Source organism: Pseudomonas paralactis, assembly GCF_001439735.1.
GTDB classification, from domain to species: domain Bacteria; phylum Pseudomonadota; class Gammaproteobacteria; order Pseudomonadales; family Pseudomonadaceae; genus Aquipseudomonas; species Aquipseudomonas paralactis.
Window position 1 is genome coordinate 390,503 of record NZ_JYLN01000002.1, and the last position, 22,974, is coordinate 413,476.

General features: G+C 61.1%; 13 protein-coding genes and 1 pseudogene. 5 read left to right on the top strand and 9 right to left on the bottom strand.

What is annotated here, in order from left to right:
- Positions 1–15 precede the first annotated feature (15 nt).
- Positions 16–2,250: a beta-glucosidase BglX gene (gene bglX, locus TX23_RS06045; protein WP_244885941.1), complete on the top strand. Its 2,235-nt coding sequence runs from the start codon at positions 16–18 to the stop codon at positions 2,248–2,250.
- On the opposite strand, the pseudogene TX23_RS06050 reads toward bglX, so the two are convergent.
- A pseudogene (locus TX23_RS06050) lies at positions 2,241–2,474 on the bottom strand (glycosyltransferase); the annotation flags it as partial. The gene bglX and the pseudogene TX23_RS06050 sit on opposite strands and share 10 nt — an antisense overlap.
- Entirely contained in the window at positions 2,471–2,845 is a 375-nt protein-coding gene (locus tag TX23_RS06055; protein ID WP_057701433.1) for a GtrA family protein, read from the bottom strand. The gene TX23_RS06055 and the pseudogene TX23_RS06050, both read right to left, overlap by 4 nt.
- Positions 2,846–3,067: 222 nt before the next feature.
- Here TX23_RS06055 and TX23_RS06060 point away from each other — a divergent pair, with 222 nt between their 5' ends.
- Complete coding sequence (locus TX23_RS06060) at positions 3,068–4,198, top strand: OpgC family protein (RefSeq protein ID WP_057701434.1); 1,131 nt, start codon at positions 3,068–3,070, stop codon at positions 4,196–4,198.
- A gap of 826 nt (positions 4,199–5,024) precedes the next feature.
- On the opposite strand, the gene TX23_RS06065 is transcribed toward TX23_RS06060, so the two are convergent.
- Both TX23_RS06065 and TX23_RS06070 read right to left on the bottom strand, forming a co-directional pair.
- Positions 5,025–6,443 carry an amino acid permease gene (locus tag TX23_RS06065; protein ID WP_057701435.1) on the bottom strand — a complete coding sequence of 473 codons (1,419 nt, stop codon included), beginning with the start codon at positions 6,441–6,443 and terminating at the stop codon, positions 5,025–5,027.
- A gap of 376 nt (positions 6,444–6,819) precedes the next feature.
- Complete coding sequence (locus tag TX23_RS06070) at positions 6,820–11,400, bottom strand: hypothetical protein (protein WP_057701436.1); 4,581 nt, start codon at positions 11,398–11,400, stop codon at positions 6,820–6,822.
- A gap of 183 nt (positions 11,401–11,583) precedes the next feature.
- Between TX23_RS06070 and TX23_RS06075 the strand changes: the two genes are divergently transcribed.
- Positions 11,584–14,682, top strand: a complete 3,099-nt coding sequence (locus tag TX23_RS06075) for a transglycosylase domain-containing protein (protein WP_057701437.1) — start codon at positions 11,584–11,586, stop codon at positions 14,680–14,682.
- Between the two features lie 784 nt (positions 14,683–15,466).
- On the opposite strand, the gene TX23_RS06080 is transcribed toward TX23_RS06075, so the two are convergent.
- The 5 genes from TX23_RS06080 to TX23_RS06100 all read right to left on the bottom strand — a co-directional run bounded on the left by TX23_RS06080 (position 15,467) and on the right by TX23_RS06100 (position 21,184).
- Positions 15,467–15,949, bottom strand: a complete 483-nt coding sequence (locus TX23_RS06080; RefSeq protein WP_034127990.1) for a CS1 type fimbrial major subunit — start codon at positions 15,947–15,949, stop codon at positions 15,467–15,469.
- A 5-nt stretch (positions 15,950–15,954) separates the two neighbouring features.
- Entirely contained in the window at positions 15,955–16,713 is a 759-nt protein-coding gene (locus TX23_RS06085) for a hypothetical protein (RefSeq protein WP_054922506.1), read from the bottom strand.
- Positions 16,714–16,779: 66 nt separating this feature from the next.
- Positions 16,780–18,027 carry a hypothetical protein gene (locus tag TX23_RS06090; protein WP_054897685.1) on the bottom strand — a complete coding sequence of 416 codons (1,248 nt, stop codon included), beginning with the start codon at positions 18,025–18,027 and terminating at the stop codon, positions 16,780–16,782.
- A 21-nt stretch (positions 18,028–18,048) separates the two neighbouring features.
- The gene (locus tag TX23_RS06095; protein ID WP_057701752.1) at positions 18,049–20,571 is read right to left on the bottom strand and encodes a CS1-pili formation C-terminal domain-containing protein; all 2,523 of its coding nucleotides are present in this window, start codon (positions 20,569–20,571) and stop codon (positions 18,049–18,051) included.
- A 112-nt stretch (positions 20,572–20,683) separates the two neighbouring features.
- Entirely contained in the window at positions 20,684–21,184 is a 501-nt protein-coding gene (locus TX23_RS06100; RefSeq protein WP_057701438.1) for a CS1 type fimbrial major subunit, read from the bottom strand.
- A 462-nt stretch (positions 21,185–21,646) separates the two neighbouring features.
- On the opposite strand from TX23_RS06100, the gene TX23_RS06105 reads away from it, so the two are divergent.
- Positions 21,647–22,156 carry a PadR family transcriptional regulator gene (locus TX23_RS06105; RefSeq protein WP_057701439.1) on the top strand — a complete coding sequence of 170 codons (510 nt, stop codon included), beginning with the start codon at positions 21,647–21,649 and terminating at the stop codon, positions 22,154–22,156.
- On the top strand, positions 22,153–22,920 hold the full coding sequence (locus TX23_RS06110; RefSeq protein ID WP_057701440.1) for a siderophore-interacting protein: 768 nt from the start codon (positions 22,153–22,155) through the stop codon (positions 22,918–22,920). Before TX23_RS06105 ends, TX23_RS06110 begins: the two co-directional genes overlap by 4 nt.
- Positions 22,921–22,974: the final 54 nt, after the last annotated feature.

A 22,974-nucleotide genomic window follows, 5' to 3' on the forward strand; every position in this document is an offset into this window, starting at 1 on the left:
ATGGACGGCTGAACGATGCCCAAGCGCCTACCTGTATTACTGCTCGCCTGCCTGCCGCTGCTGGCGGTAGCCCAAGACGATCCGGTTGAGCGCTTGCTTGCGCAAATGACCCTTGAAGAGAAGATTGGTCAGCTCAGCCAGCTGACTATCCAATCTACGCCTACCGGCCCCGTCATTGATCAAGGCGAGCACACACAGATGCCTGTGACCCTCCTGGGCTCGGTACTTGGCGCCGACACGGCCCAACAGACGCGTCAATTGCAGGAGCAGGTGGTCAACGGCTCCCGGCTGCATATTCCCTTATTATTTGCCTACGATGTATTGCACGGTTTCCGCACAGTATTCCCGGTGCCATTGGCACTAGCCTCAGCCTGGGATCCGGATCTTGCGCAACGAACTGCACGCGCCGCAGCCGTCGAAGCCACTGCCAGTGGCGTGCATTGGACCTTCGCGCCCATGGTTGATATTGCCCGTGACCCGCGCTGGGGTCGTGTCGTGGAGGGCGCAGGAGAAGATCCGTTTCTGGGTTCTGCGCTGGCCACCGCCCTCGTACATGGCTTTCAGGGCGCAGGCGCCCCTGACGTCTCGTCCATGCTCGCGACGGCAAAACATTTCGTGGCCTACGGCGCGGCCGAAGGCGGTCGAGACTACAACGTTGCCGATCTGTCGGAACGTACCTTGAGAGAGGTGTACTTGCCGCCCTTCGAGGCAGCCGTTGCGGCCGGCGTTGGTGCAATCATGCCGTCCTTCAATGAAGTGGCCGCAGTTCCGATGCACAGCCATACTAAGCTGCTGACCGCTCTGTTGCGCGAGCAGTGGGGGTTCGCAGGCTTGCTGGTCAGTGACTTCAATGCTGTCTGGGAACTGGCCCAACAAGGCATCGCCAGCACGCAGGCCGACGCAGCACGACTGGCTTTCAATGCCGGGGTGGATATCGAGATGGCCAGTCAATCCTATCGCCAACACTTGGCAACGTTGGTGCGTAAAGGCCAGGTGTCCCGCAAAAATGTGGATGACGCCGTTCGCCGCGTCCTCAAGGCCAAACAACGCTTGGGACTGTTCGATGACCCCTATCGTTACAGCGATGAAGCCCGCGAGCGGGCCAGCCAACTCACGCCGCAGCATCGTGCACTGGCTCGGGAAGCGGCGCAGAAATCTATCGTCTTATTAAAAAACGACAGTGCGCTGCTGCCACTTTCCAAACAACCGGGCAAGGTTCTGGTAGTCGGCAGCCTCGCTTCGGACGCCAGCGCCACCATCGGCCCGTGGTCCGGGGCCGCAAATCCCGAAGACTCCGTCACAGTCTTGCAAGGCATCCGCAATGCAGTTGCCCCAGGCACCGAGATCGTTTACCTGCCTGGCGCTTCACCCACCAGCCCAGCCACTCCGAACATCACCCAGGTGGAACAGACCGCTCGCAGTAGCGATGTACTGATCGCCGTCCTTGGCGAAACGGCTGAACAGAGCGGTGAAGCCCACAGCCGCGCCGAACTCGGACTGCCAGGCGGACAGGCCGCACTGCTGCACACCCTGCTGAACACCGGAAAACCACTGGTTATCCTCCTCATGAATGGCCGCCCGCAGGTCCTCGACGCTTCAGTCCAGCAAGCCCCTGCCTTGCTCGAAACCTGGTTCCTGGGCAGCGAGACCGGAAATGCCGTGGCTGATGTGCTGTTCGGTGACATTAACCCCAGCGGCAAGCTGCCAATGACCTTTCCCCGCCATGTGGGGCAGATACCGATTTACTACGCGCATAAAAATACCGGGCGCCCACCCAGCGGGGATGGCAGCTTCGCATCCGCCTACATCGATGTGCCCTGGACACCGCTGTATCCGTTTGGCTTCGGCCTGAGCTACACCTCGTTCAGCTATTCCTCACCTCGCCTGAGCACTACTCGACTGGCCTCCACCCAAACGCTGGAGGTTGAAGTCACCGTCACCAATACCGGCAAACGCGCCGGTGATGAAATCGTCCAGTTGTACCTGCGCGATGACGTTGCCAGCGTCACCCGCCCAGTGCGCCGGTTACGGGGTTTTCGCAAAATTCATTTGGCACCGGGCGAAAGTCGCAGCGTCAGCTTTTTTCTGAGCCAACAGGACTTTGCCTTACTCGACGAGCATTTTTCACCGAAGGTCGAAGCCGGCGGTTTCACCGTCTTCGTCGGGCCGGATTCGACTACTGCCAACCAGGCGCATTTCGAGGTGAGCGATACGCGCCGCTTGTCTGACGATCAGGTTGATAGGCGGTAGAACAACGACGCACTGTGGCGCTTGAGGTAGCCGTCGCTGGAGCGATCGCGCCGTTTGGCCAACACCACCTCGGCGGTCTGGGCGGTGCGGTCATTGCTACCATCGTTGATGAATACCATTTCAACGGTGTAGGCCTGCAACAACGGGTCTTGCCGGACCGCGAGGTAAAACACGCCCACCGTTTGCTCCTCGTTGAACAGAGGCACTATCAGTGAGATCTTCATCGGCTACCCTCGCGAAACACCACCCACCGCGACAGCAGGAACCCGAACAGCAGGCTGACCAGTGAAAACACCAGCACAGTGATCAGCCCTGGCATGTGCAGATGATCACCCAGCCAACCTACCCCCAGGCTTAACGCTCCCATACAGGTCATGAACAGCAGATAGCGGCCCAGGGAAACCGGCATGTCAAAGGTGAACAGGGCATTTACATAGAACGAAAAGGATGCCGCCACACAGAATGCCAGAAGATTGCTCAGCGCCTGGCTGAGCTCAAACCCTGCCCGCAGCATGAAAAACAGCTGCCAATGGATCACCGTATTGGCGACACCGACTACTGTATAAAGAGTGAATCCTTTCCATAACCGAGCCATACCGTCATCCTTTGCAGTTACGCTTTAGCAAGCCACGGTGTTCGTGTTGCGTCTACTGTCAGAGTTGACAGCCCCCCGCTCCTACGACTGAGACATTCAGTAATACCCAGCCTTTGCATTTGCTTACAAATACCGCCACCCTGCGCCCGCCCGATGTGCGGCGTACGACAACGCGCGCGCTCACCTATCGCCACTCAACAACTTGTTCAAGAGCCCGCTGCCATGCTGAACGGACGCGACCCGCGCATCGATTTTTTTCGGGGCCTGGCGTTGATCTTTATTTTCTGGGATCACGTGCCCCACAACCCCCTGGCCAATGTCACCGTGCAGAACTTCGGGTTCAGTGATGCCGCCGAAATTTTCGTGTTCCTGGCCGGCTATGCGGCGGTGCTGGCCTACGGCAAGATCCTGCAGCGCGACGGTTACTTCATCGCCTGCCTGAAAATCCTGCGCCGGGTGTGGACGCTTTACGTGGTGCACATTTTCCTGTTGGCGTTGTTGATGGGCATGGTGATTTTTGCCAACAGCCATATCGAAACCCGCGACCTGGTGCAGGAAATGGGCCTGGAATACTTCCTCACCCACACCCAGCAAGCCCTGCTCGATGAGCTGCTGCTGCGATTCAAACCCAACCTTACCGACCCGCTGCCGTTGTATATCGTGCTGATTCTCAGCCTGCCCATCACGTTACCGTTGCTGTTGCGTGCGCCCAAAGTCACCGTGGCGGCGTCCCTGACGGTGTACCTGCTGGCGCCCTGGCAAGGCTGGAATTTGCCCGCGAGCAACGGCGGGGTGTGGTACTTCAACCCCATCACCTGGCAGTGCTTGTTCATCCTCGGCGGCGCAGCTGCGTTGCGCTCACCCAGCCGCGCCGAACCGCGGCCGTTGCTGCGCCAACCCTTGTTCGTGGCCGCTGCGCTCTACGTGTTGGTGACCTGTGTGATCACCTTGTCTTGGCGCTGGCCCGAGGTGCATGACGCCTGGATGCCACGCGTGATTGGCGAATGGCTGTACCCCATCAGCAAGACCGACCTGTCCCCGGTACGCCTGCTGCACTTCCTGGCATTGGCCTACGTCACCGCCAAATTGCTCCCCGACGTCGGCTGGACGCAGCAGTGGCTGGCCCTGCAATTGGCGCGGATGGGGCGTTACTCCCTGGAAGTGTTTTGCCTGGGCGTGGTGCTGGCGCCACTGGCCGACATGCTCAATGCCATGGCCGGCGACAGCTTGGCGATCAAGTTATCCACGGCCTTGGCGGGCGCTGTGTTGATGGGCGTATTGGCGGCATGGCTGGACCTGAACAAGCGCCTGGACCAACGCTACGCCAGCCGCGCCGTCATCGCGACTAAATAGTTAGCGACGCCGCCGGACACCGGAATGGCAACTGAACCACCGCTTTCGCAGGCAAGCCTGCCACATTGGTAATGTATTGCTCACAGGATCAACGCTCGGCACAGATCCCCTGTGGGAGCGGGCTTGCCCGCGAAAGCGGAGTGTCAGTCACTGAATTTTTAACTGCACCACCGCTATCGCAGGCAAGCCAGCTCCAACATTGGTCGTGTATTGCCCACAGCCCGGCACAGATCCCCCTGCGGGGCGGGCTTGCCCGCGAAAGCGGAGTGTCAGTCACTGAATTTTTAACTGCACCACCGCTATCGCAGGCAAGCCAGCTCCCACATTGGTCGTGTATTGCCCACAGCCCGGCACAGATCCCCTGCGGAGCGGGCTTGCCCGCGAAAGCGGAGTGTCAGTCACTGAATTTTTAACTGCACCACCGCTATCGCAGGCAAGCCAGCTCCCACATTGGTCGTGTATTGCCCACAGCCCGGCACAGATCCCCCTGCGGGGCGGGCTTGCCCGCGAAAGCGGAGTGTCAGTCACTGAATTTTTAACTGCACCACCGCTATCGCAGGCAAGCCAGCTCCCACATTGGTCGTGTATTGCCCACAGCCCGGCACAGATCCCCCTGCGGGGCGGGCTTGCCCGCGAAAGCGGAGTGTCAGTCACTGAATTTTTAACTGCACCACCGCTATCGCAGGCAAGCCAGCTCCCACATTGGTCGTGTATTGCCCACAGCCCGGCACAGATCCCCCTGTGGGAGCGGGCTTGCCCGCGAAAGCGGAGTGTCAGTCACTGAATTTTTAACTGCACCACCGCTATCGCAGGCAAGCCCGCACCTTTAAACGGAGCGGGTCGCGCTGCTATTGGCGACGGCGGGCTGCAACTTGAATACAGAGTACAACACCGTCAACAGCACCAGGAACGCTGGCCCGACATACAGCGCCACACGGGTCTCCGGGAAGTACGCCATCAGGCCCACCACCAGCACCAGGAACGCCAGCGCCAGGTAGGAGCTGACCGGGTACAGCCACATGCGGTACTTGAGGGCCGCTTGCTCCGCCGGGCTCAAGCCCTTACGGAACTTGAGCTGGGCCAGCAGGATCATCAACCAGGTCCAGATCGCGCCGAAGGTGGCGATGGAGGTCACCCACACGAACACCTGGTCCGGCACCAGGTAGTTGAGCAGTACGCCCAGCAACAAGGCAAAGATCGACAACAGCAAAGCCTTGCGTGGCACGCCGTTACTGGAGGTGGTGCCGAACGTCGCCGGCGCCTGGCCGTTCTGCGCCAGGCTGTAAAGCATACGCCCGGTGCTGAAGATGCCGCCGTTGCAGGACGACAGCGCGGCGGTGATCACCACGAAGTTGATGATACCCGCGGCAGTCTTGATGCCCAGACGCTCGAAGGTCATCACGAACGGGCTGCCCTGGGTGCCGATTTCATTCCACGGGTAGATCGACAGGATCACGAACAGCGCGCCCACGTAGAACAGCAGGATGCGCCAGAACACCGAGCCGATGGCGCTGGGAATGGTCTTCTGCGGGTTACGCGCTTCACCGGCGGTAAGGCCGATCATCTCGACGCCCAGGTAGGCGAACATCACCATTTGCAGGGACATCAACACGCCCTGCACACCATTGGGCATGAAGCCGCCATGGGTCCACAGGTTGGAAATACCCAACGCCACGCCGTCATTGCCGAAACCGAAGGCGATGATACCGACGCCACCAATCACCATGGCAATGATGGTGACGATCTTGATCAGCGCGAACCAGAACTCGAACTCACCGAACGCCTTGACCGCGATCAGGTTGATGGTGCCCATGCTGATCAGCGCCGCCAGTGCCCAGATCCAGCGTGGCGTGTCGGGGAACCAGACCCCCATGTACACCGCCACCGCGGTAATTTCTGCGACGCAGGTCACCAGCCACAGGAACCAGTAGTTCCAACCGGTGAGAAAGCCTGCCAATGGACCGAGGTAATCCTGCGCATAGCGGCTGAACGAACCGGCCACCGGGTTGTGCACGGCCATCTCTCCGAGGGCGCGCATGATCACCAGGATCGCCAGGCCGCCAATGATGTAGGAGAGCATGATCGCCGGGCCGGCCATTTCGATGGCCTTGGCCGACCCCAGGAACAGACCCACACCGATACACGCGCCGAGCGCCATCAGGCGGATATGCCGTTCGCCGAGTTCGCGTTTGAGCGGGCCGCCTTGAGCGGTCTCGCCAGGGGGCAGTGGTTTGCCGACAGGCATAGGAATACAACCTCATTTTGTTATTGGATTTAGCCACCGAGCCTGGGCGTATCCGCGGATGGGCTGATACACCGGCTGGACCGGACTCGCCTCATGGGCAAATCCGCCTGGCGCGTCTCACGCGCACAGGTCAGCGGGCGTGCAGTATAAAAAGCTAACGTCAGGTCTTTTCACTCAATAAACGGGGAAATTTGGCGATAACCCCCGAGAAAAACCGCTTGGGCGGTGCAAGCACCAAGCGTCTAGATCGGCCTTCCCGGCGCAAAACGGCGCAGAGTATTGCATAACCGGTCAGGATCAGGACACCTGGAGGCAAGCACATGAAGGCGCGGGTTTGGACTACGAGGCCGCTCAAATGTGGGAGCCGGCGTGCCGTTCAGTCCACACTGAAAAACAAGCGTCTGGCCAGCAGCCGGGAAATGCTCGCACGGTCGATGTCCAGGGTTTGCTGCACGCGCCCGGTCTGTCCGCTGCGTATTCGGGCGAACGCCTGGGCTTCAGCTTCGGCCTGGGCCTGGCGCCCCAGGCGCTGCTGTTCGGGGCTTTTGATGTGGGCGGCGGTGTAGTGATCGTCCGGGCCCAGGCGGGTTCCATAGTGAAAATGCGCATAACACAGCGGCTGCGCCGTTTGCGCATCCTGCACAACATAGACTTGCAGAAAATCCACGGTTTTGCCCTTGAGGCGTACGCGGGCACCTTGTCGCTGAATGCGCACCTCATTGAGCGCGTGCAGGAAGTCGACATCTTCGGCCCGCGTCAGCTTGAGTTTGCTGGCCCGGACGCGGGCCTCGACACCCGCTGCCTCCAGGCGCGTCGCCGCAGCCCGCAAGTCGCTGGCCCGCACCCTGGCGTTGGCCTGCTGGGTGGCGGCCAGCCGTGAAACGTCCAGGCTACGTAATTTTCTGTCGATATCCGCCGCCACCATGCGCCGACTGTTGGCTTGCGCCACCAACAGGGCTTGCAGAGATTCGGGCTCACACCTGTCCGACATGCCTTGCACCTTCGCAATCGCGTTGTCGACGCCTGCCAACAGCCGCTGGCCCTTGTTCACCAGCGCTCCCAGTTGCGGGTCGGCCGTACGGGGTCTGGCCGGCGGTTCCACCGCTTCCCATACGCCGTCGTCGGCCTCGGTGAAGGTGGCGATCACACTGCCCTTGTCGTCCACCAGCTCTGCGGTGCCGGTCGGGCCTTTGACCCGGGCCACATACACATCGCGGTTGCGCGTGCGGATGATCTTTTTTTGCCGCGAGCCTGCCACGTCTGTCCTGACCGATACCACACCGGGGGCCGGGTCCAGCAGGTCAGCCAGTTGCTCCTCGACCTGACGGTGCAGGCCAGACAGCAACGTCTGGAGTTTTTGCAGATTGGCCAAGTCAAAGGTGTCCGGCGCCATGGCGCGCCAGAACTGAATATGGTCGTCGGTGAGCGCATAGATGCGCCCCAGGCTTTTGAGCACTTCTACACGTTCTTCTCGCGCGATGGACAGATGCTCCAGGTCCGCCAGGGAGCGGCTGGCCCAACGGGCACGCGTGATCACCTGGTTCAAGCTGTCAAAAAATTCGGCTTCCAGCGGTGGGCCTTCGATATCAATGGTGATGCCCCACAGTGTGGTCACTTGCAACGCTTGCAAATCCAGGATCGAAGGCCGCGCAGCCAAGTCGTTTTGCAGCTCGCGGGCCTTGTTGCGTCCAAGGCGCGGCACCGCCTTGAGTTGGTCAATATAGGTTTTTTCCAGCGTGCGCCAGCGAATCGCCGCCTCCTCGGCTGCCACTTGCTCACGCATGTTGCGGTCCAGGTCAGCATGGGCCTGGCGATTAAGATCGGAGCCGGCTTCGTCCTCACTCTCATCTTGCAGGACATCGAGCAGAGGGCGGATGCGCGCATTGATCTGCAGCATCTGCTCACGCGTGTCGGCATCCAGTAATTGCACGCCCAGAATCAGCGACTCCAGCACTTCACAAAGTTCTTCTTCATACCGAGGCCGTGGCTTGATCGCACGCAAACGCATCAGCAATTGCAGCTCCTGTTGCGAGGACGTCACCTTATTCTGCATTTCCTTGCGGTAGCGCTCCTCAAGTTGCGCCAACTGCGCCTCGGTAACCTTGCCCTTTGATTCGCGCGCCAGCTTACGCGCCACGATCATGGCTGCACCGGCCTTGTCACGTGCGCGCCCGGCATTACGGTATTGTTGTTCAAGGCTGGGCTCGGACACTTCAAGTGCCTGCAGCTCGGCTTCGAGCGCGGAATCGGCATTCCCCCCTGGCAAGTGCAATCGCGCATCAAAATCCCAATACCCGTCACCCAAGGGTTTCAACCAGGGACCTTTCTCGCGGCCATCGGCGCTGACGACCCGCACTGCATTGGCCTCGTCCACCACCCGGTACACGTGCCCGCGTACCAAGGCATGCCATTGCGGTGGTGAAAATGAAGTGTCATAAACCAAACCCTGGCGCGGGCCGCTTTGCTCGGCGTTGCTCCATTCTCCGGAGAAAACCCTGAGGCTCAGGCGGCGTGCCCGAGCATTCTGCGCGGTGCTCAGGTCTTTACGCGCATTACTCCAACGGATCGGGGTATGGAACATCGCAGGCACGGGCACACGAACGGGCACCGACGCGGCGGACTCGGCGTGTGCCAACGGCGCAAAGACGGGGTGCTCCAGTTGCAGCGCCTGATGGGGCACGTGGGGCGTGGCCTGGTGCGCAACAATTGCCATCAGGTTGCTCAGTACATCCGTAACGGCTTTGTTCCTGGCCTGTTCATCGTCGCTGGCCAGGTCCTGAATATCCTGCTGCAGGCTGTCGACCAATTGCACCAGCCATCCGCCCAATTGCAACGGCCCGCTGGTCAACGGCAGGACACTGGCAAACAACAGCCAACCTACCTCTTTCATATGGGCCCAGCGTTGTTCGGCGTTCGATACCGATTGCCGGTCAGCCAGGGCAACCAAAGCCTTCGCCGTGCCGTTGAACACCAGCGTGCAGGGGCCTTGCGCGCCCAACTGTTTGTGCAGTTGCGCCGCCGGCGGTTTGTCATACACGCCGAACTCATCGCCAGGCAAAAAGCGACGGATATGCGGCTCATTAAAGCCGCCGTTGGCGTAGACCGCCTGGCGTGCCGGGGCGATCCAGGTCAGCACGCTGTCTTGCAAGGGGCCTGGCGCCTTGATGGCCTCGAACAACGCCTGGATCGACGCGTACTCCTGCAACATCGGTTCGAGCAATGGCCGGTACAGGAGATGCGCGCCCGCCTGCCCTGCCCGTGGGCCAATGATGAAGTGCGCGGTGACCTCATCGGCCTCAGCAGCCGCCGAAGCCTTGAACGCCAGCGGCCACAGCGCCATTGCCTGGCCCTGTACCGTACGATCGGCCACGCGCGATTGCAGCGCAGCCTGCACGCGCCTGAAGCCATCCAGCGTCAGGCCGTGCTCGTCCTTGATCTTCAGTTCCAATGCCAGCATCGGCAACTGCACGCGCAATTGGCGCTTGAACAACTGCAAGCGCCGAGCGTTTTCGGTTGGATCATCCAACAGCTTTCTTTTCAACAAAGCCGGGTAAGCCTGGCCGACGTCAGCCGTTTGCACACACCCGCTCAGCAGGTCGTAAGTCAACCAACCGGGCGCCGGGGCGTCGTTCAACGTGATGCTGGTGACGGTGTGCGGGAACCCGGCCAGGTTTTCCAGCGCCAGTTCGGTCAGGCTTACGGTGATCAGGTCGACTTCACCCGCGATGAAACCTCCCGGCACCGGCACTGCGGCGGCAATCACCCGTTTAAAGGTCAGCCGGACATCGGCAGGCCGCACTTTGCGCGCCGCGGGTTGAGCGTGCAGGCACGTTTTGAGCGCGTCATCGGCAAACTGACGGATTGAGTCGACACCGTCGAGAAACTGTTTACCGCCATTTTGCTCGCGGGCCAGCACCAGCGCCTGTAGCAGGCGCGCATAGGCGATGCTGTCATGCTCGTCGGCGTGGGCCAGCCACAGCGGCATGGCGCTGCGCAGCGCTTGCTGACGTGCGCCCAGGCTGGCGACGAACCAGCGTCGCGGGTCGGTGATGTAGTCGAGCAACGCCTGATGCTGCCCCGGTGCAAGCGCCAGGTTGCGGTCGATGCGGTCAATGTCGCGCAGTTGACGTGCCAGGTAGCTCGCGGCCAGGGCGTCGAACGGGTCGGTGTCAACGTCCTCGGCAAACCACTGCTCTACGCGCGCGCGCTCAGCAAAAGCCGGCAACCACGCAGCGATTTCGTCCTCGTCGCGCAGCGGGTGCAGGCCACTGGCCGGGCTGAACAGCAAGCGCTGTTGCCCGTGAATAAGGACCAGCACCGGCAGCATCTCGACGGGCGGCCCCGCCAGGTAAACCGCCTGCACCCGCAATGCATCGCCGTGGGCGCTCCACTCGTTATCCGGGCGAATCGGATGCAGCAGGGTTTTGGGGAACAGTGTGGCGAATTGCTCTTCGCTGTATCCCGGCGGCTTGGGTGAGTCATACAGCAGTGTCAGCAGGTCATCCGACAGGTAGCCCCAGCGCGTCATGTTCACCGGCAACTCTTCACACCACCAGGCTTGCAGGCGTTGCACATAGGTCCTCCACAACAGCGCGCCGCAGCGGTTGATGAGCCGTTCCAGTTCAACCAGGCTCGGGCCACCTTCCACAAACACCTCGCGCACCCGTTGGGCGACCACGTGATAGTCCGCCACCAGCAACACCGGGCCGGCCAGGGCCAGGCGTTGCAGCAGCCACTCGGACAAGGCCTGGTAAACGAGGCTACCGTCACTGTCGGCGGGCGTGGCGATATAAATCAGACCGGCCTGCCATTTGTGTTCAGCAAAATGCTGGTCAAGGTAGGCTTGGGCGCTTTCTTGCGCGACCGCCAGCAATGACGGCGGCAGGCGAAACAACGTTTCGATTTGCTCGCTCGTGATGAGGTGCTGTGAGTCGGCTGGAGGGGTGGAAGCGGTCATGTTGACACTCTGAGGGCAGTTAAAATCAAACGCTAACCGCCGCCGCGCGACCCGCTGGCCTAGACAATTAACGCCTGCCGTGACGCGCTGTGTGCTGCCCCGTCGACAAACTTCGTAGGCAAGGCAATTCGCGTCTACGCTTCAGACAAGTCCGATCAATCTGTATGAATGGATCAATCGACTATGGGCGCACTGTGGCAAACCGACTCGCACCAGGCTGAAGCCGACAGCCCGTCACCCGCCCCATTGCCGAAAAAATCCAGACCGCCCCGGCCATGGCGCCGGCTGTTCTGGTTGATCCTGTTGCTGGTGCTGCTCGCCCTGGGTTTTGCCGCGTTGCGCGAGATGCACAGCGCTCGCTGGCAAGCTCGCACCCTCAGCCAATGGGCCGCGCAGTTGACCTACCGCGTCGAACCCGGAGCCAGCGATGCGATCCTGTACCCCGGCACCGGGCCCTTCGATCAACGCCTGGGCTACAGCGCCCTGGGCGACTTCCTGCCGCGCCTGCTCAAGCGTAATTACGTGATCGAGTCCCAGGCGCGCTTCTCCGCGGCGCTGATGAATTACAGCCGTCACGGCCTGTTTATTCCCTACGCAGAAAAAATCCAGGCCGGGCTGAGCATCACCGATTGCCGCGCCGCGCCGCTGTATCAGTTCAATTACCCGACGCAGTTGTATGCGCAGTTCAGCGACGTGCCACCGTTGATGGTGCGCAGCCTGCTGTTTATCGAAAACCGCGAGTTGCTCGACCCACAGCCTGCCCAGGCCAACCCGGCGGTGGACTGGCCGCGCTTTGCCAAGGCCGCGTGGTCGCAGGTTGCGCGCCAGTTGCATCTGCCGGGGCAGACGGCAGGCGGCAGCACCCTGGCCACGCAGTTGGAAAAGTACCGCCATTCGCCGGACGGCCTGACCCTGTCGGGCAGCGAAAAACTGCGCCAAATGCTCTCGGCCAGTGTGCGCGCCTATCAGCACGGCCCCGACACCCTTGTCGCTCGGCAGAACGTGGTGCGCGACTACCTCAACAGCGTGCCGCTTTCGGCAGTGCCCGGCCACGGCGAAGTGCACGGCATGGCCGAAGGTTTGCGGGTGTGGTACGGCGCCGATTTCAACCAGGTCAACCGGGCCCTGGCCGACACCACAAACACCGCGCCCAGCCTGGCGGCCCGTGGCCTGGCGTTGCGCCAGGTGTTGTCGCTGATGATCGCCCAGCGCCGCCCGTCCCATTACCTGACCAAGGGCCGCGATGAGCTGGCGCAGTTGACCGACAGTCACCTGCGACTGCTGGCGCAACAGGGCGTGATCGAGCCGGGATTATTAAAGGCAGCGCTGGCCAGCCAGGTCACCTACCGCGACTGGCAGCAACAACCGACTACCCAGAAGATCGAGGCCAACAAAGGCATCAGCGTGGCCCGCAGCCGCCTGGCCGCGCTGCTCGATCGCCCGCTGTACGACCTCGACCGCCTGGACCTGTCCGCCACCAGCACCTTGCAAGGCCAACTGCAGGAGCAGATCACCGCCTACCTCAAACAACTGGCCGACCCGGCCTACGCCAAAGAGATCGGGCTGCTGGGCGAGCGCTTGCTCACCCCCGCCAGCACGCCGCAGGTGCGCTACAGCTTTACCTTGTTCGAGCGCACCGCCGACAGCGCGCGCGTGCGGGTGCAGACCGACAACACCGACCAGCCGTTCGACATCAACGAGGGCAGCAAGCTTGAGTTGGGTTCTACCGCCAAGTTGCGCGTGCTGACCACCTACCTGCAAATCATCGCCGAGCTCCATGAGCGCTACGGCGCATTGGCGCCAGCGGCGTTGAAAAAAGTCGAGGTCGCCGAACAGGACCGTCTCAGCCGTTGGGCCGTGGACTACCTGCTGCAAAATCCAGGAAAATCCCTGGCAGACATGCTCGACGCGGCCCTGGACCGCACCTATTCGGCCAGCCCCGGCGAGAGCTTTTTCACCGGTGGCGGCCTGCACCGCTTCCACAACTTTCGCAACCAGGACAACGGCCGCAACCCGAGCCTGCGCGATGCCCTGCGCGAGTCGATCAACCTGCCGTTCATCCGCCTGATGCGCGACCTGGTGCGCTACGTCACCTACACCAGCGCCAACAACAGCGCGCAGTTGCTCAAGGACGACAGCGAGCCCCGCCGCCAGGAATACCTGGCGCAATTCGCCGACCGTGAAGGCACCGCTTTTTTGCTCAAGTTCTGGAAGAAGTACCAGAAAAAAGACACCCAGGCGCGCCTGGAAACCTTCCTCGACAGTCTGCACCCCACCCCGATCCGCCTGGCGGCCGTGCACCGATACCTGCTGCCCGACGCCAGCCGCGAGAGTTTCAACAGCTTCCTGCGCGCGCGCCTGGCGGGAACCAAAGGCCAGCAGACACTCACCGACAAACGCCTCGACACGCTGTACGACAGCTACGGCCCAGGCGCCTATGACTTGCCCGACCAGGGCTACATCGCCAAGGTGCACCCGCTGGACCTGTGGCTGATGGGCTACCTGCTCAACCATCCGGACGCGACGTTCAGCGAGATCGTCAAAGCCAGTCAGTTCGAGCGCCAGGAGGTCTACAGCTGGCTGTTCAAAAGCCGCCATCAGAGCGCCCGCGACGGGCGTATCCGCACCATGCTGGAGATCGAAGCGTTTCTGGAGATTCATCAGCGCTGGAAGGCGGTGGGCTATCCGTTTGATCATCTGGTGCCATCGTTGGCGACCGCGATTGGCAGCTCCGGCGACCGCCCGGCAGCACTGGCCGAGTTGATGGGCATCATCCTCAATGACGGCGTACGCATTCCGGTGCTGCGCATCGACAGCCTGCACTTTGCCGCCGGTACGCCCTATGACACCCGCCTGATCAACGCCCCCGACCGCGCCCGCCGAGTGATGCCTTCCGAGGTGGCAACGGCCCTTCGCGGCGCGCTCTCCCAGGTGGTCGATGCCGGCACCGCCAAACGCGTCGCCGGCAGTTTCAAACACGCCGACGGCACACCGTTGGCCATGGGCGGCAAGACCGGCACCGGCGATAACCGTATCGAAGCCATCGGTGCCGGCGGGCGCATTCTCAGTTCCAAAGCAATCAACCGCACCGCCACCTTCGTGTTTTATATCGGCGAGCGCCACTTCGGCACGCTCACCGCCTTCGTGCCCGGCAGTTCGGCGCAGGGTTTCACCTTCACCTCGGCGCTGCCGGTGCAGGTGCTCAAAGGCATGGCGCCCCTGTTGATGCCATACCTGCAAGGCAACGAGCAGAACGCCTGCGTGAGCAGCACCGATAAATGAACATACAGCGCAAAGTGCGATGCAGTGGTTATGTATTGGCCTTTCATGGGCATAGGTATCTACACAACTTTTGTAGCCACTGCCAACCGTAACCACGATGCGAAGCGAGCCGCTCTTGATCTGCTTTTGATCTGCTTTTGATCTTGATCTTAGGCGCCCCGTCAAACCACGCTGGCCGGAATTCGACAGGGATTTGGGGGGTAAACCGGCAGGGATGCCGGTTTAGCCGCCCCGCGCCATGGATGGCGCGTGGCGGCGGCCCCCCAAATCCCTGGCGGATTACGGGCACACCGAGCCTAAGCGAGGTGCCGAGTGGTGGGGCAAGAGCGCTTTGGTTACTTTCGCGCTTTTCGAAAGTGACCCGCTGTAAAAGCGGAACCCATAGCAGCCGTTACCCAAATAACGGATATGTACTCGATCAAAGCCCAGCACCCTGGTCGGCCCTGAGGCCGCCATCGGGGCAAGCCCCCTCCCACAGGTCCGGCGTCGCACCAAAAAGTTGTGTAGATACCCATGCTTTCATGGACGTGATTAGGGTAAGTCATCTGACTTACAGACTACCCAACCCTGTTATTCGAGCCCCGCTACCCGCACGCAGCTGGACCAGCACCGGCTCACATCGGACGACGAGGCCGGTATTCATCTGGCCTATCGCAGTACACTGGTACCCCGGTTGAGAAGGTTGGGAGCGTTACCTTGAGCAGCAGAACCCCACCGCCAAATGGAACAACGGCAACACCTTCGACCTGAAGTACCAGCAGCTCGATGAAATGAGCGCAAACGGTCAAGGCGCCAGAAAATCAAACATCAGGTGCACCGTGCCGTAGTAGGACCCGCCCTGGTATCCACCCTGCGGCTCGATCGGAGCAATCTCCAGCTCGACGCGCCGGCCCATGCCCGCCTCGTCAGCGCTGAGTATCTGGGTCGAGTCCAGGGTCAGGGGCACCCGGTTGAACAGCACGCGCAAATCAATACGGTCGCGGCCGCTCAACAGATAGGGCACGTCCCCCAGCCGCGCGGCTACGCCGCCATTGAGGTTCTTCACGTCGAAGTTCTTGCGCAGGCGCCCGAGCCTGGAGGTCGCCAGGTCCCAGGCCAGCAGTTGGTCCTGCGCCATCCAGTCAGGTTCGGAGGGCAGCACATAGGCTTCGTGGATCGGAATGGTGACCGACACATCAAAACTCTGGCGCTCCTGAAACGCCTGTACCGGCGCGCCGATGAACAACGTTGCGACCAGCCCCGCCCATACCGTCAGTTGCTTGAACATTGTCATCACCCGTTGCTATTGACCGTCATCGGTGTTTTGTCGCGGCCTTCGATCATCTGGAAGCGATATTCACGCCCGGGCTTCTTCTCAAGCTGCCATTGGCGCCCCGGCAGAATGTGGTGCTTGGTGGTGGCTTCGCAGTCGGTTTTTTTCGCCGCTGAACAGTCCCGGAACTCATCGAGCACCACCACGCTGTTGCCGGCGTTGCGCAGGGTGTACTGGTCGGCGGTCTCGACGACCTTCGTATCGAAGCGGGTGTCCTTGGGCCGCACGAAAAACACCGTGCCGTAACCGGCCATGACGTTAACGCCGGCGGCGAGATCTTTTTTGTACTCGTCGCGCTCGGCGTCGGTCACGGCGAAGTCGTCTTCCTTCTCCGGCACCACCGGGATGAAACGCACCCGGAAGTAACGCTCCTTGTCGCGCTCACCCATGTACAGCAAGCGCGTCCCCTGGCGCCCGCCCGCCGGAACGATCAACCGCGCCGGGCTGGCCATCAGGCCGTCGCGGCTGGTGGCGGCGCCCTTGTCATCCGTCAGGGAGGCCACCGGGATTTCCCTGGACGTGCCGTCGGCGTTATAGACAATTTCCAGCACATTGACCTTGATAAAGGCGGTGCTGGTGCCGCCGTTGAATACCCGCTTGAGGTAAGAACTGCGGTCGCCCTCCAGGTAGTCGTACACCACGCCGACATTGATCGCCGGCCCGGCCTGCGCCGCCAACGACATCAGCAACAGCCCAGCCCCTAACACTGCATGTTTCATGTTTGATTACGCCTTATTGATTGAACGCGGCCCACCACAGGGAGCCGATATGCGAGCCGGGCTCGCCTAGACTTCCGAATCCCAGATCACCGTGGCCACGCCGGAATAGGTGCTGCCGGGCTTCTTGAGCATGTCGGCGACGTCATCCTTGCCTACCTCGAAATGCAACTTGCCCTCGCGGTTATTGACGTACTGCAACGGCTGGAACAGTTCGGTGCCGACGCCGTCGAGGCGCAGGGGCAGTTTGTTCACACCCTGGTCATGCTGATCACGCAAGCCATAGGGCAGGCTCACGGCGACTTGAAGCGGCACTTCGTCACCGTCGTTGTTGCGCAGGCCACAGGTGTTGCCGATCACTAGCCCGCACTCCAGGGTCATCTTGAAACGTGAGCTGGCGGAGATTGCGAAGGTCTGGTCACGCCATAGCCGCGACGGGCGCCGCCCCTGGTTGAGCCAGGCTTGCCAGCCGCCTTCGGGTAACAGCTCGATGCGATTGCCGCCCGCCGGCAGGTCAATCTTGAGCACGTGCTCCACCGACAAGATGAAGTTGAAGGTCAGGGTGTTTTCGTCGGGGATCATGGTGGTGCCGAAATCCATATCGCCACCCGGGCCCATGGTGTAAGTGATGGAACCCTCATAAGTACCAGCGTCCATACCCAGAGGGTTTGGTGTCTTGAGTTCGTAGCCGTACTCAAGCGTGCTGTAGCTCATCCGCCCGATTTCCATACCATTTGTAACGCTGCAGGCTCCGGCGTTCTCCGGAACGATCCAGAAAAAGAGCGCATACGCTTGTCCCGCCGCCATGTAATTGATCGGCAAGCACGGTGCCGGCGCCCCTCGCCAATAAGCGTTCCAGCCCACACCTGGCGTGGCCCAGCCGGACACACCCGGTGGATAAGAGACATTCCACCGTCCCCCAATACCGGCAATGCGCATCTGTACCGTCTCCGCACGACCGGTGACGGTGTGAGTCACTTGCAGATCGCGAAATGCCGAGGGCACCTTGAAATAGGCGCTCTGGCGCGGATCCTCCGGAAACGCCGGTATCGGCCCATTGGAATAGGCCCGGAACGAACTGTTACGGATACTGAAGGTATTGACCGCCTCGCACCTGGCGGGAACGTGCCAGGGACACAAGCCACTTTGCGGCGTGGTGTTGACGAATTTATTGCTCGTTGGGTTGGCCGGATCGGGGCGAAACACCGCCGTGATCTGCTCGACGATAGCCAGTGCCGGCAAGCTGTAGGTAGTGCCCAAAACCAGCGCGAATGCACAGAGCCCCAAGCGTTTTTTCATTGCGGTAATCAAGGTCATGAACTCCCGTTTCAACCGCCGTCAACCGGCGGTTTCGCCCTTGTGGTTAGCTTCGGCCAGCGTGTCCGGCGTGCAGCGCAAGTCACCGATCATCAGCACGTCGTTTTCATTCGGCGCGGTGCTCGGGTCCAGGCGGAACTGGCAGAGCAACTGGTTCTGGTAGCGCACCTGCAGGGTCGGCGCGCTGGCGCTCATCTCCATGGAGAAGAACCCGTCCACTTCGCTGACTCCACGGCTGGCGTGGTTGATCACGTGATGGCCTTTAAGCGGCGCACCGCGTTCATCCAGCAGGCGGCCAAGTACGGTGACGGTTTTCATCACGGTGATCTTGCGGTAGTCCACGCCGCCCTTGTTCAGGTGGTAGCTGGAACGCGCGGGCTGGATGTTCGCCGCCGGCGGGTGGTTGCCTTCGAAGTCGAAGCTCACGCTGCTGCTCTTGTAAGCCGAGACCGGAACGTAGTTGCGCCCCGGACGCAGTACCGCGCTGCCGCCGCCCAGGTCGTCGGCGCGCAGGGCGATCTCATCGAGGTCGGTTTCCACGTCGATAATCATCCCCGCGCCGTTGCCCTGGTACTGGCTGCTGAGCAGCATTTTCCCGGCACCGGCGACGAAGGTGCTGTTGAGGTTCAAGCCACCGCTGAGGTCGCCGTTGAAGGAGCTGCGCTGCACAAAGCCGTCGCCGCTGACCACGTCGGTACTGAAGTTGGCCATGCCTGACAGGCCGACGCCGTAGGTATCAGTGATCGCCGTGGCCGAGACACTTTGCAGCACATGGTCGGTGAGGTTTTGGCGATACGTGATCGACGCATTGTTATCGCGGCCGCCATCACGGGCGGTGCGGGTGCCGATGCTGCCGGAAATCTGCCGGCCATCGCTGCCCAGGTTCACGCTCAGGCTCACATCTACGCCACGGTTGCGCTGGTCGTTGGTGCCGGCGCTGCCGGGGCGGTCGAACACCGAGAAACGCCAGTTGGCGTCACTGCCGAAAAAGCTGTCGTGACGGCTCCAGCCCAGGTCCAGGCCCGCGCCTTCGACGTTGCCTTGGCTGTGGGACACGCGCATGTTCAAAGTGTTTTTCGCATCAAGACGATGGTTGACCGACAACGCCGAATTGCTGGCCTGGCCGACAAAGGTGTTGCGCCGCAGGCGCGTGCCGTCGGGCAGGGTTTCGTAGGTGTCGCGGGTGTCGAGCCAGCTGCGGTTGTGACTGAACACCAGGTTGGTCGCGCCGAAGCTGTAGAGCCCTTGCAGGTCAAGGCCGGTGCCATGTTCACGGGTTTGATAAACATTGGCATAGAGGCTGGTGTTGTCGGCAACGGTCCAGTCCACCGAGCTGCCATATTGCAGTTGCTCACGCACCTGGCGAGCCGACAGCCCAAGAATCACTCGTGGGTGCAGCAGGTAATTGAGCGACGCGCCGGCCGTCACCGCACCCGAGGCTTGCTCGTCCCAGTTGCTGAACAGCTTGGTTTCGCGCCCGGCGAACAGGTTGTAGCGCCAGCGGTCTTCGGCGTTGCGCCAGTTACCGGGCTTGTACACCAGCTCCTGGGTAGTGCTGGTGGTGAGGCCGTCTTCCACCAGGCGCACTTCCACTTCATAGATACCGCCGGGCAGTGGCCGGGTGTCCAGGGTTTGCAGGCCGGCGGCCACGGCCTGGGTGTTGATCAACAAGCCGTTGCGATAAATCTCTACCGCTGCCTGACGGTTGGCGGTGACGTAGATCGGGTACACGCTGGGCTTGGGGTTGTTGATGGCCAGGCTGTCGGAGCTGCCGTACATGACGCCCAAGGCGGTGTCGGGGCTGGCGCCGAAGCTGCGCAGTTGACGGGTCAGGCCATCGGAATTGGGGGTGAAGTGGCCGAGGCGAAAAAACTGCCCCTCCAGTTCACGCTGGGTATACAGCTCATGAATCGCGTGGCGCATGGGTTGGTCATTACCGCTCTGGCGTGCCAGTTGCAGGTTGAACACCTGGCTCCAGTTGCCCACGCTGGAACTGGCTTGCAAACCATAACGGCCGCCGAGGCTGTCTTGCTGACCGCCATTGAGGTTGAGCTGGTTGTTGATGATCAACCCCAGGCTGCCGCCGTCGGGCTGGTCGTAAAAGCGCGGGGCTTCGCTGCTCAGTTCAACGTCCTGCGTGAGGATCGACAACTGGGAGCTTTCCAGATTGTAGTAAGCAGAGATCATCTTTTGCGGGCAAGACTGGGTGCAGGCGCCCAACGCCACGCCTTCTTCCAGCAGACCTTGCCAGGTGTCGCGGGTGGCAGCCGGCACCTTGCTGTCGCCAGTGTCGGTGAATTCGAGCAGGGTAACGCGATCATCCCGGGACAGCACGATCAGCGCTTCGCCAAGCAGTTGGTGGTCCAGGTCTACGCGTACCGCGAGGGGCACATCGAAAAAGTGATCGGCAAAGCCTGCGGGCAAGCCTTGGGCCTGAGTGATCAGGCTGCCGGGTGTGGCTGCACCGGAAGCAGCAGGTGCCGCCAGCGCACTCGTACATATCAGCAGCGCAAGCGCAGCCGCGATAGGCGTCATCGGGAACATGAACGGATACTCTGAATGCCAGGAGACCAGAATCGAAAACCAGGCCGGCGAACGGAGGAGGAATTCGCCGACCTGAAAAGTCATGCCCGCGCCAAGCGGGCATTGATTGGCATCAAGGCCCTACTGGCAGTACCGCGTCGAAGACCACTGGCATCACGGAGGTGTACGAACCGCGCTGCGTCGCCGAAGGCTTGGCTGCGACGATGCGCATCTCCGCACCTACGCCTGGGGTGGAGTCGGCTTCGTTGACCACTTCCTGTGGGGTGCCGGTCAGGGTCACGCCATTGAGGGTGGTGGTGAGCGGGATGTTCTGGCTTGGGTCACCGTTGAACAGCACGGCCGGGCCGCCTTCGATGTAGGCGTGAACCGAACCATTGGTGTTCTTGATGTCGTAGATGGCGCTCAACGGCGCCAGCTCACCGCTGACCAGGTTGTAGGTCATGGTTTCATCGCGACCCCAGTTCGGGTCACGCGGCTGGGCGTGGAACACGGTAGTCGGGATGGTGGCCTTCATGTTGACGGTGTGGCTGGCTTCACCGGCAGCAAAAGCTGTTACCGAGGAGGACAGCGCCATAACAGCCAGGGGAACAGCAATCGCGAACTTCTTGAACATGGTTAATACCTGTAGTTATCAACATTGAGTGATTCGTCGCCAAGTAACCGCCTTAACAACGAGTGCGCGGCCATTAGTTGCAACGCCCAACAATGATCAACTCAAAATAACAGTAGGTATGCAGGCAACCTCTCCCACTTGCGTAGCCCGATTAATCAGGGGTTGAGAGAAAAATATGGCACTTTGCCAAAACTTTTAAAGTGGCTGTAAGAACAAGACTACAACCCAAAAAACAGTGCCAACCGAAAGAACTTTCAGTCAGAAAAATACCACAAACCCGCTGCCGCACTCGAACTTAACCGAGTGTAAACTCTAATTAAAGTTATCACTCTAAAATTAATCGTATTCCAGGTATTCAAAGGACCTCTCCTGAAAAAGGCGCCGATGACCGTTGGTCGCCAAGCCCTATCGTCACATTAAGATATATCTTAAGTTATATCTAAACCTTTCTGGAGGCCCTGCATGAGAAACGAACCTCGCGGTGAATTCGAAAAACGTGGCGGTCGCGGTCCTCGCGTCTTCGCACCGGGTGATCTTAAATTACTGCTGCTGGCACTGATCGCCGAACAGCCATGCCACGGCTACGATTTGATACGCCGCATCGAAAGCCTGTTCGACGGCGCCTACAGCCCCAGCCCCGGCGTGATCTACCCGACCCTGACCTTCCTCGAAGAGAGCGAGCTGATCAGCGGCACTGCCGAAGGCGGGAAAAAACACTACACAATCACCGACGCCGGTCGTCTCTTCTTAAGCGAGCAAGCGGTTGCTCTGGACGGCGTACGTATGCGCATCGACGTCAGCAAACGCTCACTGCGCGGCCACGACCGCCCACCTGAAATCCACGAAGCGGTGCATAACCTGCGCCATGCCTTGCATTCGCACAACGGGCACTGGAGCCCGCAGGAAATCGTTCGTGTTGCGGCGCTGCTCAACCGCACAGCTCAAGCCATTGCCGACGGGACAGACCAATGAACACACAAGCCATTCACCGCGTAACCCACGAAATCAAACGCCGCCGCCTGGAAGTGCTGCGGGTGGTGGACATCACCCCGCGCATGCGCCGCATCACACTGGGTGGGCCTGAGCTGGCGGGCTTTATCAGCCTGGGCAGCGACGATCACATCAAGCTGCTGTTCCCACAGAACGCCGCCGAGCAAGCGGCGCTGGAAAGCCCGACATTCGCCATCAAGGGCGACGGCCCGCAACCGGCCATGCGCGACTACACGCCACGACGCTACAACCTGGAAATCGGCGAGCTGGATATCGACTTCGTGCTGCATGGCGATGGCCCTGCGTCTACCTGGGCCGAGCAGGCGCAGGTCGGTCAGCACCTGTATATCGGTGGGCCACGAGGCTCGATGATCGTGCCGGACATTTTCGACAGCTACCTGCTGATCGGCGACGAAACCGCCCTGCCCGCCATCGGTCGACGCCTGGAAGAACTGCCGGCCGGGCGCAAGGTGCTGGCGGTGATTGAAATCGCCGATGCGGCGGAGCAACAAGCGCTGCAAAGCGCGGCGGACGTCGAGGTTATTTGGCTGCTGCGTGGTCAGGATGACCTGCTCGATGTGGTGCGAAACCTGACACTGCCCGGCGGCACGCTGTACAGCTTTGTCGCCACCGAAACCAGGTTGTCACGCCAGGTACGGCGGGTGCTGCTGGATACCCACAAGGTCGATGAGCAATACCTCAAGGCCGTGGGCTACTGGCGTGCTGAAGGCAGCGAAGAAGAATAAAGGTGGGGCTTGCCTGCGATGCAAGCACCTCGGTTTATCAGTTACACCGAGGTG